This window comes from Scandinavium sp. UTDF21-P1B, from assembly GCF_040750395.1.
Classification (GTDB): Bacteria; Pseudomonadota; Gammaproteobacteria; order Enterobacterales; family Enterobacteriaceae; genus Scandinavium.
The window spans coordinates 120,691-138,444 of the sequence record NZ_JBFLVD010000005.1 but is presented as its reverse complement, the minus strand read 5'-3'; the positions used below and the strand labels follow the sequence as shown (position 1 = coordinate 138,444).

General features: G+C 53.2%; 15 protein-coding genes. 10 read left to right on the top strand and 5 right to left on the bottom strand.

Annotation, left to right across the window (positions count from 1 at the left end; all coding sequences use genetic code 11):
• Positions 1–8: 8 nt before the first annotated feature.
• From cyoA to AB1287_RS02340, 3 genes are all read right to left on the bottom strand, one after another.
• Entirely contained in the window at positions 9–953 is a 945-nt protein-coding gene (gene cyoA, locus AB1287_RS02350) for a cytochrome o ubiquinol oxidase subunit II (protein WP_435616828.1), read from the bottom strand.
• A gap of 468 nt (positions 954–1,421) precedes the next feature.
• On the bottom strand, positions 1,422–2,897 hold the full coding sequence (ampG, locus tag AB1287_RS02345; RefSeq protein WP_435616877.1) for a muropeptide MFS transporter AmpG: 1,476 nt from the start codon (positions 2,895–2,897) through the stop codon (positions 1,422–1,424).
• A 43-nt stretch (positions 2,898–2,940) separates the two neighbouring features.
• Entirely contained in the window at positions 2,941–3,519 is a 579-nt protein-coding gene (locus tag AB1287_RS02340; RefSeq protein WP_097161501.1) for a lipoprotein, read from the bottom strand.
• Positions 3,520–3,840: 321 nt separating this feature from the next.
• On the opposite strand from AB1287_RS02340, the gene bolA reads away from it, so the two are divergent.
• From bolA to AB1287_RS02295, 9 genes are all read left to right on the top strand, one after another.
• Positions 3,841–4,158 (top strand): transcriptional regulator BolA, encoded by a 318-nt coding sequence (gene bolA / locus AB1287_RS02335; RefSeq protein ID WP_312624771.1) that lies wholly within the window; start codon positions 3,841–3,843, stop codon positions 4,156–4,158.
• A gap of 347 nt (positions 4,159–4,505) precedes the next feature.
• Positions 4,506–5,804 (top strand): trigger factor, encoded by a 1,299-nt coding sequence (gene tig / locus AB1287_RS02330; RefSeq protein ID WP_435616827.1) that lies wholly within the window; start codon positions 4,506–4,508, stop codon positions 5,802–5,804.
• A 257-nt stretch (positions 5,805–6,061) separates the two neighbouring features.
• Positions 6,062–6,685, top strand: coding sequence for an ATP-dependent Clp endopeptidase proteolytic subunit ClpP (clpP, locus tag AB1287_RS02325; RefSeq protein WP_097161504.1), 624 nt, complete (start codon positions 6,062–6,064; stop codon positions 6,683–6,685).
• A 107-nt stretch (positions 6,686–6,792) separates the two neighbouring features.
• A complete protein-coding gene (clpX, locus tag AB1287_RS02320; protein ID WP_312624769.1) occupies positions 6,793–8,067 on the top strand; it encodes an ATP-dependent protease ATP-binding subunit ClpX in 1,275 nt (424 codons plus the stop codon).
• A gap of 183 nt (positions 8,068–8,250) precedes the next feature.
• Entirely contained in the window at positions 8,251–10,605 is a 2,355-nt protein-coding gene (gene lon / locus AB1287_RS02315) for an endopeptidase La (protein WP_312624768.1), read from the top strand.
• A 210-nt stretch (positions 10,606–10,815) separates the two neighbouring features.
• Positions 10,816–11,088 carry a nucleoid-associated protein HU-beta gene (gene hupB, locus AB1287_RS02310; RefSeq protein WP_002444653.1) on the top strand — a complete coding sequence of 91 codons (273 nt, stop codon included), beginning with the start codon at positions 10,816–10,818 and terminating at the stop codon, positions 11,086–11,088.
• A gap of 211 nt (positions 11,089–11,299) precedes the next feature.
• Positions 11,300–13,174, top strand: a complete 1,875-nt coding sequence (gene ppiD / locus AB1287_RS02305; RefSeq protein ID WP_435616826.1) for a peptidylprolyl isomerase — start codon at positions 11,300–11,302, stop codon at positions 13,172–13,174.
• Between the two features lie 147 nt (positions 13,175–13,321).
• On the top strand, positions 13,322–13,696 hold the full coding sequence (locus AB1287_RS02300) for a helix-hairpin-helix domain-containing protein (protein WP_312624766.1): 375 nt from the start codon (positions 13,322–13,324) through the stop codon (positions 13,694–13,696).
• A 99-nt stretch (positions 13,697–13,795) separates the two neighbouring features.
• The gene (locus AB1287_RS02295) at positions 13,796–14,194 is read left to right on the top strand and encodes a YbgC/FadM family acyl-CoA thioesterase (protein WP_435616825.1); all 399 of its coding nucleotides are present in this window, start codon (positions 13,796–13,798) and stop codon (positions 14,192–14,194) included.
• A 49-nt stretch (positions 14,195–14,243) separates the two neighbouring features.
• Here AB1287_RS02295 and queC read toward each other — a convergent pair whose 3' ends face one another.
• Positions 14,244–14,939: a 7-cyano-7-deazaguanine synthase QueC gene (gene queC, locus AB1287_RS02290; protein ID WP_312624762.1), complete on the bottom strand. Its 696-nt coding sequence runs from the start codon at positions 14,937–14,939 to the stop codon at positions 14,244–14,246.
• 74 nt (positions 14,940–15,013) lie between these two features.
• The gene (locus AB1287_RS02285; protein ID WP_435616876.1) at positions 15,014–16,717 is read right to left on the bottom strand and encodes an SgrR family transcriptional regulator; all 1,704 of its coding nucleotides are present in this window, start codon (positions 16,715–16,717) and stop codon (positions 15,014–15,016) included.
• Between the two features lie 114 nt (positions 16,718–16,831).
• Here AB1287_RS02285 and cof point away from each other — a divergent pair, with 114 nt between their 5' ends.
• Positions 16,832–17,650: an HMP-PP phosphatase gene (gene cof / locus AB1287_RS02280; RefSeq protein WP_312624759.1), complete on the top strand. Its 819-nt coding sequence runs from the start codon at positions 16,832–16,834 to the stop codon at positions 17,648–17,650.
• Positions 17,651–17,754 lie beyond the last annotated feature (104 nt).

Below are 17,754 nucleotides of genomic sequence, written 5' to 3'. Positions count from 1 at the left end.
TCGGCCCCTTAGTGAGCGGTTTCCGCGTGGCTCATGTCCATGCCTTCCATCCCTTCGTGTGAGGCGTGCTCACCGGCAGGCTGGCTCATGTCCATGTGACCGTGCCCCATAAATTTGTTGATAACATCAACAAACAGGTCTGGTTTCACGCTGGAGAAGTATTCCACCTTGTTGTATTCGCTCGGTGCAGCCAGTTTCTCGTAAGCGGCCATGTCATTCATGGTGCTCTGAGACTGTTTCACCTTCGCGACCCACTGATCAAACGTTGCCTGATCCGGTGTGGCAATGGCTTTGAACTTCATTCCGGAGAAGCCCGGGCCACTGTAGCTGGCGGAGATACCGTCGTAGGTGCCTGCTTCATTCGCGATCAGGTGCAGGTTGGTCTGCATACCAGGCATCGAATAAATCTGGCTACCTAAACGTGGGATAAAGAACGAGTTCATCACGGAGTTGGAGGTCACTTTGAACTGCACCGGAACGTTTGCCGGGAAGGCGATTTCGTTAACGGTGGCAATGCCCTGATCCGGATAAATGAAGAACCATTTCCAGTCCATTGAAACGACTTCAATGGTGATCGGCTTTTCGTCATGAACCAGCGGTTTGCTAGGCTCAAGCGCATGCGTTGTTTTCCAGGTCAGCACGGCAAGGAACAGGATGATAAGGATAGGCACCGTCCAGACCACAGCTTCCACTTTATTGGAGTGTGACCAGTTAGGGCTGTACTTCACATCTTTGTTGCTCGCACGGTACTTCCAGGCGAAACCAACTGCCATCAAGATGGCGGGAATGACGACGATTAACATCAGGCCAAAAGCCGTCAGTATCAACGAACGTTGCTCCAGTCCAATCTGTCCTTTGGGGTCAAGTAGCGCAGAATCACAGCCACTGAGCAAAACAGTGCCTGCGAGTAATGACAACCATCCCAAACTTTTATTGTATTTCCTGAGTCTCATGTAACGACCTCAATTCCACGGGATTTGGTGGCGTTTAAAGTGTGGGGGCATTTTACGGGAAGGTTACATTACTGTAAACATGATTGGAGAAGTGTCTTTCGGGTGTTACCGGGTTCTGCCGGGCCTGTCACAGATGTTGCCGATTGTGTCTAAAATCCAGGCAGATAGCGCACTGTCGCAGTTTTATAACAAAACGGGAGTGAAAAAATGTAATCGCCTAGTAAAAGGTATAACCAATGGCAAAGCAACACAAATGGTTAACAATTAATTATCAAAGTGACGACATCGGGAAAACAATAAAATAATCGTTCTTTGGCTGAATCGGTTAAGGAAATATCCTCAATTTAAATAGCTCCAGTAATTTCCGAAATATATAACGCACAAAATAACAATCGAAAAAAATGAATGGATTATTGCCGTTATAATTACAGACGGTAACTACAACGGCAAATAATGTTTATTTATTGCTCAAGCCAGACGTGTTTTTCGCAGCGCCAGCGCGTCAAGAGCCCCGCCCAGCACAATCCCGAACACCGCAATCAGCGCGCCGATTTCCAGCAGGCCGGTCAGGAAGGAAAACGCTGTCAGATCCAGCGCGTTGAGGATCAGCAGCACCAGCCAGACAGCCAGTACCAGACAGCCGATAGCCAGTACTCTCAGTGCGACTGAGTAGCCAGCTTTAAACGCCGTACGCGGCATAAAACTTTCGCTTTGCCAGGTGTATTCCAGCGTCTGGCGGCACAGCAGCAACAGCAAAATACCCGGAACGGCGGCAAAGACGGAGAACAGATAGAAGGTCGGCCAACCGTGGGCTTCCACAAACCAGCCAGCAATCGGCCCAACATAGACGCGCCCGACGGCGGAGAGTGCTGACAGCAGCGCGAACTGGGTTGCGGAAAATGACTTATTGCACAGCGTCATCAACAGGGCAACGAACGCCGAGGTGCCCATGCCGCCGCAGAGGTTTTCGAAGAAGACGGCGGTCCCCATGCTCAGCATGTGCTTATCCGTGATTGATAACAGCCAGTAACCGGCGTTGGAAGCACCCTGCAAAATGCCGAAAATTAGCAGCGCGCGGAAAAGCGATAAACGCTGCATCAGCACGCCGCCGTAGAGTGCGCCAAGAATGGTGGCGAAAAGACCCAGTGTTTTATTCACCACGCCCACTTCGCCTGCGTCGAACCCAACGCCGCGAATCAGGAAGGTTGTGGTGAGGCTCATCGCGAACGCATCACCCAACTTATAAAGGACGATCAGCAGCAGAATCAGCCAGGCATTATTACGACCAAAGAAGTCGCGAAGGGGTTCGGCCACGGCCTCTTCAAGCGTCTTCGGTGCCGGAATGACGTCGCTCGGTTCTGGTGCCAGCAATGTTGCGATAATGCAGGGTATCATCAGGGCAGCCATCAGCCAGTACATCGCCTGCCAGCCAAGCCATTGATCGGCCAGCCACAGCGCGAGACCACCGGATACCAGCATTGCCAGACGGTAGCCGAGCACGCTGATGGCCGCACCGGTTCCGCGTTCCTCCGGAGGGAGCACGTCCGTTTTCCACGCATCGAACACGATGTCCTGCGAGGCGGAGCAAAAAGCAATCACGACCGCCAGTGCCGCCATCCAGCGCAGCTGACTCGACGGTTCAAGGAATCCCATCGCGGCAATCGAGAGCAACAGCAATACCTGGGTGGTCAACAGCCAGCCGCGACGTCGCCCTAAAAACGGCGGCGTGTAGCGATCCATCATCGGTGACCAGAGGAACTTAAAGACGTAGGCCTGGCCAACGAGAGAAAAGAAGCCGATGGTTTTAAGATCGATGTTCTCAACGGTCATCCACGCCTGAAGCGTGCCGGAGGTGAGCGCCAGCGGGAGGCCGGAGGCGAAGCCGAGAATCAGCAGAATGGCTGATTTGGGCTGCTGGAAAAAGCGAAAGTAGTGAGTCGACATGGGCATAAATAACTGACCCGGCACGAGGCCGGGTCAGAAAGGATTAACGGGCGTTCTGCTTGATGAAGTCGTGGACGCTGGTGTCCTGTGCCATATCGGAGATGGTATCCGTCAGCACGCTGTTCACCGCGTTAGCAATGTTCTGGTTGTTGGCGGTGAAAGCCCCTTCAACCTGGTAGCTTGCACGGTAGTTTTTGGTCATCTTGTTGCCGTTCTTCGCGGTGGCAATGATGGCGATATCCGCTTTGGTCGCGATGTTGTAACGCACGTTGCCCTGAGAGACATCTGCATACAGGTTGTTGACGATGATCTGCAGATCGACAGCGCCGTTTGGCCCAATCATATAGCCGCGCGCGGTCATTTGTTTCTCAAGCACTTCCTGCAGCAAGAAACGCAGGTCGCGGGAAGCGGTTAACGTAACCAGTTGATTGTCACGGGTGACTTTAGCCAGCGCCTGATCCGGACGCTGATCCGCGCCGTTGATGCTGACGGTAACGCCCATCAGGCTTGGATCCTGGGAAGGCAGCGTGATTTTAGGGGAGACATCAATGGTGGTTTGCGGCTTGGCACAACCGGCCAGCATAAACATCGCAACCAACGGGAAGAGGATTTTTTTTAACATGTTAAGACTCTCGGCGTTTCAGCTGTTTAATGGACTTAAAGTTCAACGGGCGAAAAATTCCCGCCATCATAACATCGCCAACGACGAGGGGAAGTGGGTGATGCATGTAAATTCATCGTGTTGACTGTTTTCTGAGCTCAGGCCTGGTTTCATCCTCTTTTTTGCGATAATTCGCATGGCAGAGTTCGCAAACTTCATCCGTTTGACTGAGAAACCAGGACGAAAGCTAAATTTTTGTTGTTTTCATGTTATGGAAACGGTAAAAGCGGCTAACATTTAAAAGGAAGGGCGGCATCTCAGCGTTGTCGGAGGAGTAAATTCATGATGATACGTGAAAAGATAGAAGAAAAACTGAGGGCGGCGTTTGACCCCTTATTCCTCGAAGTGGTGGATGAAAGCTATCGCCACAATGTTCCGGCTGGCTCCGAAAGTCACTTTAAGGTGGTGCTGGTCAGCGATCGCTTTTCTGGAGAACGTTTTCTTAATCGTCACCGAATGATTTACGGCACGTTAACCGCTGAATTGTCCACGACCGTGCACGCGCTGGCGCTGCATACCTATACCGTTAAGGAATGGGAAGGGTTGCAGGATACGATCTTTGCTTCCCCGCCATGTCGTGGTGCAGGTACAATCGCATAGAATTCACATTTGCAACTGTCGGAACTTTTCCAGTATGTTGCGTACAGAATTATTGAGAAACGGCCTGCGGGCCGTTTTGTTTTGCTTGAATTTTGAGCGAGAGACGCATTTTTTAGGGCAAAATTACCTCAAAACTGTGAAAAATGGCGCACCCGTGCGGCATTCCCGTTCTCGACTCACTACAGTGATGCCGCTATAATGCTGCGTCTTATTTTCGGAATGTCTTCGGGATGATTCTGGCAACAGGGATTGTACTTCTGTAATGAAGCGGACATCCCGGTTCTGCGAAGTTTGCGATACGCGCTTCCAGAGTTGACCGAGCACTGTGATTTTTTTGAGGTAACAAGATGCAAGTTTCAGTTGAAACCACTCAGGGCCTTGGCCGCCGTGTAACGATTACTATCGCTGCTGACAGCATCGAAAACGCTGTTAAAAGCGAGCTGGTCAACGTAGCGAAAAAAGTTCGCATCGACGGTTTCCGTAAAGGGAAAGTACCGATGAATGTTGTTGCTCAGCGCTATGGCGCTTCTGTTCGCCAGGACGTGCTGGGCGACCTGATGAGCCGCAACTTCGTTGATGCGATCATCAAAGAGAAAATCAACCCGGCTGGCTCCCCGAACTACGTTCCAGGTGAGTACAAACAGGGTGAAGACTTCACCTATGCCGTTGAGTTCGAAGTGTATCCGGAAGTTGAGCTGCAGGGTCTGGAAGCTATCGAAGTTGAAAAACCAGTGGTTGAAGTGACCGATGCTGACGTTGACGGCATGCTGGAGACCCTGCGCAAGCAGCAGGCGACCTGGAAAGAGAAAGACGGCGCTGTTGCTGATGAAGATCGCGTGACCGTTGACTTCTCTGGTTCCGTAGACGGTGAAGAGTTCGAAGGCGGCAAAGCCACTGATTTCGTACTGGCAATGGGCCAGGGTCGTATGATCCCAGGCTTTGAAGACGGAATCAAAGGCCATAAAGCGGGCGAAGAGTTCACCATCGACGTGACCTTCCCTGAAGAGTACCATGCAGAAAATCTGAAAGGTAAAGCAGCGAAATTCGCTATCAACCTGAAGAAAGTCGAAGAGCGTGAGCTGCCAGAACTGACTGCAGAATTCATCAAGCGTTTCGGCGTTGAAGATGGTTCCGTAGACGGCCTGCGTGCTGAAGTGCGTAAAAACATGGATCGCGAGCTGAAAGGCGCGGTGAAAAACCGCATCAAGTCTCAGGCAATCGAAGGTCTGGTTAACGCCAACAACATCGACGTGCCAGCAGCCCTGATTGACGGTGAAATCGACGTTCTGCGCCAGCAGGCTGCGCAGCGCTTTGGCGGTAACGCTAAACAAGCGATGGAGCTGCCGCGCGAGCTGTTCGAAGAGCAGGCTAAACGCCGCGTTGTTGTTGGTCTGCTGCTGGGCGAAGTGATTCGCACCAACGAGCTGAAAGCTGACGAAGACCGCGTTAAAGGCCTGATCGAAGAGATGGCTTCTGCTTACGAAGATCCGAAAGAAGTGATCGAGTTCTACAGCAAAAATAAAGAGCTGATGGACAACATGCGTAACGTCGCGCTGGAAGAGCAGGCTGTTGAAGCCGTTCTGAACAAAGCGAAAGTGTCTGAAAAAGCCACTTCTTTCAACGAACTGATGAACCAGCAGGCGTAATTAACGCCTTTGCCGTTTAAAGTTTGAGCGAAAAACCCGTTACCTTCTGGTGACGGGTTTTTTTATTGCTGTAATAGATGACGAAGCGTGCCAAAACGCGGTTTCGGTGTTAGCGTTACAGCAAAATATTGTTATGCTTGAAACAGGGCACTGCCGCCCCCATAAAAGGGGAAGCAACAGACAGACTGGCTGATGATCCGTCCGCAAGGTTACAATCAGTACAGCAGGTATATTCACTTTTTATCCAGGAGACGGACATGTCATACAGTGGCGAACGAGATAACTTTGCACCCCATATGGCCCTGGTGCCAATGGTCATCGAACAGACCTCACGCGGCGAACGTTCTTTTGATATCTATTCTCGTCTTCTGAAGGAGCGCGTTATCTTTCTGACCGGCCAGGTGGAAGACCACATGGCAAACCTGATCGTAGCGCAGATGCTGTTTCTGGAAGCGGAAAACCCGGAAAAAGACATTTACCTGTACATCAACTCACCGGGCGGCGTGATCACCGCAGGCATGTCGATTTACGACACCATGCAGTTCATCAAGCCAGACGTCAGCACTATTTGTATGGGGCAGGCCTGTTCCATGGGCGCATTCCTGCTGACCGCCGGGGCGAAGGGCAAGCGTTTCTGCCTGCCAAACTCCCGCGTAATGATTCACCAGCCGCTGGGCGGCTACCAGGGTCAGGCGACGGACATTGAGATCCACGCGAAAGAAATCCTGAAAGTTAAAGCGCGCATGAATGAACTTATGGCGCATCACACGGGTCACTCTCTTGAGCAGATTGAGCGCGATACGGAGCGCGATCGCTTCCTGTCCGCGGCAGAAGCCGTGGAGTACGGACTGGTCGACTCCATTTTGACCCATCGTAATTAATGCCACTATGATGAGTGCCGCTATACTGTAGAAGGGTGGCATTCCGTTAAGACTGGCATTTGCGTCGTCATGTGCGGCACAAAGAACATAGAAAGAGGTTTGGACTCATGACAGATAAACGCAAAGACGGTTCAGGCAAACTGTTGTACTGCTCTTTTTGCGGCAAAAGCCAGCATGAAGTGCGCAAGCTGATCGCCGGTCCGTCCGTGTATATCTGCGACGAATGCGTTGATTTATGTAACGACATCATTCGCGAAGAAATTAAGGAAGTCGCTCCGCATCGTGAGCGCAGTGCACTGCCGACGCCGCATGAAATTCGTCACCACCTGGACGATTACGTTATCGGTCAGGAAAGAGCGAAGAAAGTGCTGGCCGTGGCGGTATACAACCACTACAAACGTTTGCGTAACGGCGATACCAGCAACGGCGTGGAGCTCGGCAAAAGTAACATTCTGCTGATTGGCCCAACCGGTTCCGGTAAAACGCTGCTGGCTGAAACGCTGGCGCGTCTGCTGGATGTGCCATTTACCATGGCGGATGCCACCACCCTGACCGAAGCCGGTTACGTGGGTGAAGACGTGGAAAACATCATCCAGAAGCTGCTGCAGAAGTGCGACTATGACGTACAGAAAGCGCAGCGCGGTATCGTGTATATCGATGAAATCGACAAAATTTCCCGTAAATCGGATAACCCGTCGATTACCCGTGACGTGTCCGGCGAGGGCGTTCAGCAGGCTCTGTTGAAGCTTATCGAGGGCACCGTGGCTGCGGTTCCACCACAGGGCGGACGTAAGCATCCACAGCAGGAGTTCCTGCAGGTCGATACCTCTAAGATTCTCTTTATCTGCGGCGGTGCGTTTGCCGGCTTGGATAAAGTGATCGCTAACCGCGTTGAAACAGGTTCTGGCATCGGTTTCGGCGCAACGGTGAAGGCAAAATCTGAAAAAGCGAACGAAGGCGAGCTGCTGGAGCAGGTTGAACCGGGTGACCTGATTAAATTCGGTTTGATCCCTGAGTTCATTGGTCGTCTGCCGGTTGTCGCAACGCTCAACGAATTGAGTGAAGACGCGCTGATTCAGATCCTGAAAGAGCCGAAAAATGCGCTGACCAAGCAGTATCAGGCGCTGTTCAGTCTTGAAGGTGTGGATCTTGAGTTCCGCGATGAAGCGCTGGACGCGATTGCCCGCAAAGCGATGGCCCGTAAAACCGGTGCCCGTGGCCTGCGTTCTATCGTTGAAGCCGCTCTCCTCGACACTATGTACGATCTGCCTTCCATGGAAGACGTCGAAAAAGTGGTGATCGACGAGTCCGTTATCGACGGCCAGACCAAGCCGCTGTTGATTTACGGTACCAGCGAAACGCAGCAGGCATCTGGCGAATAATTCACCAAATTACTCAGTTAGTTAACGAAAAGGGGGATATTTTATCCCCCTTTTGCTTTTCCTGTATTCCTGCCGTTGAATGTGTGGGAAACATCCCCATATACTGGATTACATGTTAACGGTGGCGTCATCACAGTAACGCCACTGACTACCCTGGCGGACATTAAACTAAGAGAGAGCTCTATGAATCCTGAGCGTTCTGAACGCATTGAAATCCCCGTATTGCCGTTGCGCGATGTGGTGGTTTATCCGCACATGGTCATTCCCTTATTTGTAGGGCGGGAAAAATCTATCCGTTGTCTCGAAGCTGCCATGGACCATGATAAAAAAATCATGCTGGTTGCTCAGAAAGACGCGTCAACGGATGAGCCGGGTGTAAACGATCTTTTCACCGTCGGGACCGTGGCCTCTATTTTGCAGATGCTGAAACTGCCTGACGGCACCGTAAAAGTGTTGGTCGAAGGCCTTCAGCGTGCGCGCATTTCCGCATTGTCAGACAACGGCGAGCATTTCTCGGCGAAGGCTGAATACCTTGATTCGCCGGATATCGAAGAGCGCGAGCAGGAAGTGCTGGTGCGCACGGCGATTAGCCAGTTTGAAGGCTATATCAAGCTGAACAAGAAAATCCCACCGGAAGTGCTGACGTCGCTGAACAGCATCGACGATCCAGCTCGTCTGGCAGACACCATTGCTGCACACATGCCGCTTAAGCTGTCGGACAAGCAGTCTGTACTGGAAATGTCTGACATCAACGAGCGTCTGGAATACCTGATGGCGATGATGGAATCGGAAATTGACCTGCTGCAGGTTGAGAAACGTATCCGTAATCGCGTCAAAAAACAGATGGAAAAATCTCAGCGCGAGTACTATCTGAACGAGCAAATGAAAGCCATTCAGAAAGAGCTCGGTGAGATGGACGATGCGCCGGACGAAAACGAAGCGCTGAAGCGTAAAATCGACGCCGCTAAGATGCCGAAAGAGGCAAAAGAGAAGGCGGAAGCCGAGCTTCAGAAGCTGAAAATGATGTCGCCTATGTCCGCAGAAGCGACCGTCGTGCGCGGCTATATCGACTGGATGGTTCAGGTTCCGTGGAACGCGCGCAGTAAAGTTAAAAAGGATCTGCGCCAGGCGCAGGAGATCCTTGATACCGACCACTACGGTCTGGAACGCGTGAAAGATCGCATCCTTGAGTATCTCGCAGTCCAGAGCCGCGTTAACAAGCTTAAAGGGCCAATTCTGTGCCTGGTTGGGCCTCCTGGCGTGGGTAAAACCTCTCTGGGCCAGTCCATCGCCAAAGCAACAGGGCGTAAGTACATTCGTATGGCGCTGGGCGGCGTGCGTGACGAAGCGGAAATTCGTGGTCACCGCCGTACTTATATCGGTTCCATGCCGGGCAAGCTGATTCAGAAAATGGCGAAAGTGGGCGTTAAAAACCCGCTGTTCCTGCTGGATGAAATCGACAAAATGTCTTCGGACATGCGCGGCGACCCGGCATCTGCGCTGCTGGAAGTGCTTGATCCAGAACAGAACGTGGCGTTCAGCGATCACTATCTGGAAGTCGATTACGATCTCAGCGATGTGATGTTTGTGGCGACCTCTAACTCCATGAATATTCCGGCGCCGCTGCTGGATCGTATGGAAGTGATTCGCCTCTCCGGCTATACCGAAGATGAAAAGCTGAACATCGCGAAACGTCACCTGTTGCCAAAACAGATTGAGCGTAACGCCCTGAAAAAAGGCGAAATCACGGTTGAAGACAGCGCAATCATCGGCATCATTCGTTACTACACCCGTGAAGCGGGCGTGCGTAGCCTGGAGCGTGAAATCTCCAAACTGTGCCGTAAAGCGGTGAAACAGCTGCTGCTGGATAAGACGCTCAAGCACATCACCATCGACGGTGACAACCTGCATGATTACCTTGGCGTGCAGCGCTTCGACTATGGTCGTGCGGATGATGAAAACCGTGTCGGTCAGGTAACGGGCCTCGCGTGGACCGAAGTGGGCGGCGATCTGCTGACCATCGAAACAGCATGCGTGCCGGGCAAAGGTAAGCTGACTTATACCGGCTCCCTTGGCGAAGTGATGCAGGAATCCATCCAGGCGGCGCTGACCGTCGTTCGCGCGCGTGCAGAGAAGCTCGGCATCAACGGCGACTTCTACGAAAAACGCGACATCCACGTTCACGTGCCGGAAGGCGCAACGCCGAAAGACGGTCCGAGTGCGGGTATTGCTATGTGTACCGCGCTGGTTTCATGCCTGACGGGTAACCCGGTGAGAGCCGATGTTGCCATGACTGGTGAAATCACGCTGCGCGGTCAGGTTCTGCCGATCGGCGGTCTGAAGGAAAAACTGCTGGCGGCACACCGCGGTGGCATTAAGACTGTTCTGATTCCGGATGAAAACAAACGCGATCTGGAAGAGATTCCGGATAACGTGATTGCCGATCTGGATATCCATCCGGTCAAGCGCATTGAAGAGGTTCTTGCCCTTGCACTGCAAAATGCTCCTTACGGCATGCAGGTTGTAAGCGCAAAATAGTGACTTCGCGCAAAGAGCGTTAATAAAAACGGGGCTGGGAAGTGATTTCGCACTTGCCAGCCTTTTTTTGTATAGCTAATTTAGATTGCTGGTTGGGTATGTCATAGGCAACGGGTGTTGTAAGGGCATGACACTCCTGATATAACTGCTGCGCCGTCGTGCTGCGAAGGATTCCAGTGCGATATAAATTATAAAGAGAGGAAGAGAACAGTGAACAAATCTCAACTGATTGACAAAATTGCTGCAGGTGCGGATATTTCTAAAGCTGCTGCTGGCCGTGCGTTAGATGCTTTGATCGCTTCCGTTACTGAGTCTCTGCAGGCTGGGGATGACGTTGCGCTGGTAGGTTTTGGTACTTTTGCTGTTAAAGAGCGTGCTGCCCGTACTGGTCGCAACCCGCAAACCGGTAAAGAGATCACCATTGCTGCTGCTAAAGTTCCGGGTTTCCGTGCAGGTAAGGCACTGAAAGACGCGGTAAACTGATCGCTTTCCCTCCCCGGGAACGTGATAAAGTACAAGGGCGCATCATCAGATGTGCCTTTTTTATTTGTTTAGTCTGATTTTCAGCGGCTTCAGGCGACTTTCAGGCTGACAATACCCCTCGTTTCTTGCCAAAATACGTCATCGTGCGCAGCCGCTCTCGTGCTATGCTGTGCAAGGTTTAAAGTCACCTACAGCGGAGCGTTGTTACACCATGATGGACTCCTTACGTACGGCAGCCAATAGCGTCGTGCTCAAGATTATTTTCGGTATCATTATCGTGTCGTTCATTTTGACCGGCGTGAGTAGCTACCTGATTGGCGGTAACAAAGAATATGCCGCAAAAGTGAATGGCCAGGAAATTGGTCGCGCACAGTATGAGAATGCCGTTGCCAGCGAAAGAAATCGCATGCAGCAGCAGTTAGGCGATCGGTTCTCCGAGCTGGCTTCTAACGAAAATTATATGAAAACGATGCGTCAGCAGGTGCTCAACCGCCTGATTGATGAATCGCTCCTCGACCAGTACGCCAGACATCTGAATCTCGGCATCAGCGACGATCAGGTGAAGCAGGCGATTTTCCAGACTCAGGCTTTCCAGTCTAACGGCAAATTCGACAACCAGCGCTTCAGCGGGATCGTCGGCCAGATGGGCATGACCACCGATCAGTATGCGCAGGCGCTGCGTAACCAGCTGGTGACCCAGCAACTGATCAACGCCATTGTTGGCTCTGAATTCATGCTACCCGGCGAAACTGACCAGCTGGCGGCTCTTGTTTCTCAGCAGCGTGTCGTCCGTGAAGCCACGATTGATGTAAATGCGCTGGCAGCGAAGCAGCAGGTCAGCGATCAGGAAATTACCAGCTACTACGAGCAGCATAAAAACCAGTTTGTCGCACCGGAGCAGTTCCGCGTCAGCTACATCAAACTGGATGCTGCCAGCCTGCAGGAAACGGCCTCTGACGCGGATATTCAGTCCTGGTACGATCAGCATCAGGATCAGTTCACCCAGCCACAGCGCGTGCGCTACAGCGTCATACAGACCAAAACGGAATCCGATGCGAAAGCTGCGCTGGATGACATCAACAAAGGGGCGAATTTTGCTGACGTTGCGAAGGCAAAATCCACCGATATCATCTCCGCCAAAAACGGTGGCGACATGGGCTGGCTGGAAGCCTCTACCACGCCGGACGAGCTGAAAAATGCCGGTCTGAAAGAGAAAGGTCAGCTGTCTGGTGTGATCAAATCCAGCGTGGGTTTCCTGGTTGCCCGTCTTGATGACGTGGTGCCTGCGAAGGTGAAACCGCTGGCAGAAGTGCGTGATGAAATCGCGGCGAAAGTGAAGCAGGAAAAAGCGCTTGATGCCTACTACGCGATGCAGCAGAAAGTCAGCGATGCGGCCAGCAACGATAACGAATCCCTGGCGGGCGCCGAGCAGGCATCCGGTATCAAAGCGATCGAAACCGGCTGGTTTGGTCATGATAATCTCCCGGCGGAGCTGAACTTCAAACCCGTTTCTGATGCTATCTTCAACGGTGGCCTGGTAGGTGAAAACGGCACGCCTGGCAGTAACTCCGACATCATCACCGTCGACGGTGACCGTGCGTTTGTTCTGCGCGTTAGCGAGCATAAAGCAGAAGCCGTTAAGCCTCTGGCTGAGGTGAAGGATCAGGTCACGGATATCGTGAAGCACACCAAAGCAACGCAGCAGGCTAACCTGACGGCTGAGAAGCTGCTGGCCGACCTGAAAGCGGGCAAAGGCGATGAGGCCATGAAAGCCGCTAACCTGAGCTTCAGTACAGCAAAAACGCTGAGCCGTACCGGTCAGGATCCGCTGAGCCAGACTGCGTTCACGCTGCCGTTACCGCAGAAGGATAAGGCAAGCTATGGCGTTGGCTCTGACATGCGAGGTAACGTGGTTCTGGTTTCGCTGGATGAAGTGAAAGATGGCACCATGCCGGAAGAGCAGAAAAAAGCGATGGTGCAGGGCATCACTCAGAACAATGCTCAGGTGGCCTTTGAAGCACTGATGGCGAACCTGCGCAAAGAAGCGAAAATCAAGCTGGGTGACATTGCCGAACAGCAGCAATAATTCGGGCACGCTCGCAGATTTTCGTAACGAACTGCAATAACAAAAGGCCGCTTTCGCGGCCTTTTCCATTTTTGAAATCTGCCCTTAGCGCTGTTTTCGCTGTCCGGTTATGGTGACCTCGCTGTCAACAAACAAGGAGATAACAGCATGAAAACAGGAATCAAAACGCTACTCTTCGTCTTAATGCTTATCGGCTCAGGTTTCAGCTCGCAGACCCTTGCGGCCACCGCCACGGGAAAAGCGCCGCCAGATGTCAAAGCCGCGGCGACAATGTCCCCCGGAACTGAGAAAAGTGCTGCATCCACCAAAAACGATCGGGGCAACGGCGATAAGGTCAGCATTAATACCGGCAGCGCTGAAGAGCTTGCCCGCGTGATGAACGGCGTCGGGCTCAAAAAAGCCCAGGCTATTATCAGCTACCGTGAGGAGTTCGGCCCTTTTAAAAGTATCGATGATTTGCGTCAGGTACCGGGGATGGGAGGCGCCCTGGTTGAAAGAAATCTTTCGCATCTGATGCTCTGACCCCGGCAAAAGGTTGCACAGTTGTAAAAAAATGCCAGACTAAAGAGGTCGTACCAGTGTGCGACCTCTGACTCTATTAATAAGAAAGGCTATTGCGCTATGCAGACTCAAATCAAAGTTCGCGGATATCACCTCGATGTCTACCAGCACGTCAATAACGCCCGCTATCTGGAGTTTTTAGAAGAAGCCCGCTGGGACGGGCTGGAAAACAGCTCCGGATTCCAGTGGATGACGAAGCACAACATCGCGTTTGTGGTGGTGAATATCAACATCAACTATCGCCGCCCGGCGGTGCTGGGCGATTTGCTCACCGTCACCAGCAAGGTGCAGCAGCTAAACGGTAAAAGCGGCGTGTTGAGCCAGGTCGTGACCCTGGAGCCTGAGGGCGAAGTGGTGGCAGACGCACAAATCACGTTTGTTTGCATCGATCTGAAAACGCAAAAGGCGCTGGCGCTGGAAGGTGAGCTTCGCGAACATCTGGAAGCAATGGTGGGGTAATTCGTCGAGATAATCCCCGGCTGGCATTTTTACCGCCGGGGATGATGGGTTATTTCAGACCCGTTTTCGCCTTCATGGCTGCCATCACGCCAGCTTTGTCTGCCAGATAGTGATTCAGGCCATTGGCGCGCAGGGTACAGGCGGCACAGTGCCCACAGCCGTCACCCTTGATGCCGTTATAGCAGGTAAGGGTTTCGCTTCGCACCAGCTCGAGATGTCCCCAGTAATCAGCCAGCGCCCAGGTTTCGGCTTTATCAATCCACATCAGTGGGGTTTCAAAGCGAATCTCTTTGGCCATGCCGAGATTGACCGCGTGGTTGAGTGCTTTCACGAACTCATCCCGGCAGTCCGGGTAGCCGGAAAAATCGGTCTCGCACACGCCGGTAATCACCGCTTCGGCTTTAACTTGATAGGCATAAATCGCGGTCAGCGTCAGAAACAGAATATTGCGGCCGGGAACGAACGTATTCGGAATGCCGTCAGCCTCCGGCTCGTAGTCCGGTACAGGAATGCTGTCGCGCGTCAGGCTGCTGACAGCCAGTTCGTTAAGCAACGTCACGTCCAGGACTTTGTGGGCACGGGCGCCGAGTTTTAATGCCAGTTCACGCGCCACGTCGATCTCTGCACGATGGCGCTGCCCGTAATCAAAGGTTACGCAGTGCACTTCGTCATACTGCTGGAGAGCCTGTACCAGGCAGGTGGTGGAGTCCTGACCTCCGCTGAAAACCACAACGGCGCGTTTCATAGCAAATCCTGTCAATTCTGAGAAAACGCTATGGTAACGCCTGAGCGTTACGTCCACCAGCGACAACACGTGCTTTACGTCGATGTGGATGCCGGAAGCCACGCTTCGGTGAAATCAAACCAGCCCCGCGCGTTCAGTCGTATCCCGTTGACGCCAGGCGGCGCGCTGATTCGGTACTGATAGTTAAACAGCGGCGTCAGCACGGCATCTTCCATCAAATGGTGGAAGACGTTTTGCAGTGCAGCGTGTCGCGATGCCGCTTGCCGTTGGGTTTGTACTGCATCCAGCGTTGCCTGAAGGTGGGCATATTGTGCAGCGCTCAAGGTATGCGGCCAGAGCGGATCACAGCGCAGCCACTGCTCAAGGGTATACTCCGGCGTGTCACCAATGAGCCTGTCGCCCATCACCAAATCGGCTTTTGCCAGCTCAACACAGCCGTCCCAGGTTTTGGCGTCGTAGAAAATGACCGTCAGCTCACATCCTGCCAGAGCAAGTGCCTGCCGCAGCTGTTCTGCCATCGTATGCAGCTCAACGGGGAGATGATAAATCAGCGTCAGCGCTGGCGGAAATATAACGGAATCCGTCTCTGCCGCCAGAGGGATCGCCCAGCCCGGCAGCAGCTCCTGGCTTGGGGTGATCAGGTTTTCGTCCAGCGGCAGGGTCTGCATCAACGACGTCTGGTGGATAAGCGCAATCAGCTTCTGCGCCTGAGCGGTTGTCAAACGCGGGCTTTTTCTGAGCGTCAGATAGCAGAACCCCAGGCTGATGCTGTCGCTGACGGGGCGTAAATTACGCAAATCATCTGCTTCACCAATGGCAAGCTGAACCGGATGACGACAGCTGGTCCCCAGATCCTGGGCAAACAGCTGTGGCGTGATCCAGTACTCAATGGCCTGTAGCAGTGGGTGGCTGAGATGATAGCGGCTGTGGCTCTCCAGCCGTACCAGTTCAGGCTCGAATACGTTCAGACGGAAAGGGCCGGTGCCAAGAGCGGCATTGTCCGGGTGCGCAAGTACGCTGCAATAGCTGGCGAGACGATAAGCCAGCCAATAGTCTGGCTTCACCAGAGTGAAGGTCAGGCACTGTGCGTGCGTTACGGCAATGTTCTGCACGCTGGCGAACAGCGTCCGCAGCGCTGGCAGAGTGAGCAACATTTCCAGCCGACGCCAGAGCTGTGTGGTATCCACCGGATCGCCGTTATGCCAGTACAGCGTTGAGCGGATATAAAAGTGCCAGCGCAGCCCGTCGTCGGAGACTTCCCAGTGATGCGCCAGATCGCCCACTGGCTCATCTTTATCATGAGCAAAACGCGTCAGACCCGAGAACACTTGCCCGGCCAGATGCTGCTCGGCACGCCCCGGTAAAAAGCCGGGATGCAGCGGTTCAAGCGGGCGGTAGTAAGGAATGCGAAGCGTCGGGGTGTTGTTCTGCCACTGACCGCCTAAAAAAGGATGCAGCAGCGCCCGCAGCTCCGGCGCGGCCAGCTGCGCCAGCTCCAGGGCATTTTGCTGCTGGCCAAGCTCCAGCGCCCGCTCCATCATCTCATTGCGCAGGTTTTCTGGTGTCACATGAAAGGTCAGCGTGCCGCGCTTGCCACGACCGGACTGTGCCTGCCAGCTCAGCCATCCCGCGTCCTGCGCCTGGCGCAGCAGGGTACGCACGTGCCTTTCGCTGCAAAAACAGCGTTCCGCCAGCTCTGCTACGGTAATCTGCTGCGGCGCGCCGGTAGAGGGTTGCCACAGGCGTTGGAATTGATTGAGTCTGTTGAGTTGCCGCATCGCTTCTGTCCTGATAAACCCGGAACAATAAAGAACATTCATTCACTATTCCTTCCGTATATCTCAGGCGATACTTTTGGGCAAGCGACTTACATCACACTTTCGGGGAAGCACATGGCACGACTGGCTGCATTTGATATGGACGGAACACTGCTGATGCCCGACCATCGCCTGGGTGAAAAAACGTTAAGCACCCTGAAGCGCCTGCACGAGCGGGAAATCACGCTGACGTTTGCCACAGGCCGCCACGTGCTCGAAATGCGCCACCTGATCGGTAATTTTTCTCTCGATGCTTTCCTCATTACCGGCAACGGCACGCGCATTCACTCGCTGGAAGGGGATGTTCTCCATCGTAGCGATCTTAATCCGGAAGTGGCCGATCTGGTTCTGCACGGCCACTGGGATACTCAGGCGAGCATGCACGTATTCAACGACAGCGGCTGGCTTACCGACCGGGATATTCCTGACATGCTCCAGGCGCATGTTTACAGCGGCTTCCGCTATCAGCTCTGTGATTTCAAACGGCTGCCCGCCCATGACGTCACTAAAATCTGTTTCTGCGGCGATCATGACGATCTCAGCCGCCTGCGCATCCAACTGAATGACGCCATCGGCGATCGCGCGCACCTCACGTTTTCTGCATTTGAATGTCTGGAAGTGCTGCCGGTTGGCTGTAACAAAGGAGCGGCGCTCACCGCCCTTAGCGGTCACCTGGGCATGACGATGGCTGACTGTATGGCGTTTGGTGATGCGATGAACGACAGCGAAATGCTGGGACTGGTAGGGAAGGGGTTGATTATGGGCAACGCCATGCCGCAGCTGAAAGCGGCGCTGCCGCACTTACCGGTTATCGGGCATTGCCAGAATCAGGCGGTCTCCCACTATTTAACGCATTGGCTGGATACTCCACATCTCCCTTATTCCCCCGAATGAATGAGACCCTTCCGGCAAGCCAGCCCTCTGATGAGGTCTGGCTTTTTTCTTTGGCGTTCCGGAACGGGCGAAATGCTCGTTAAAACGTCAGGTTATGGCGTTAT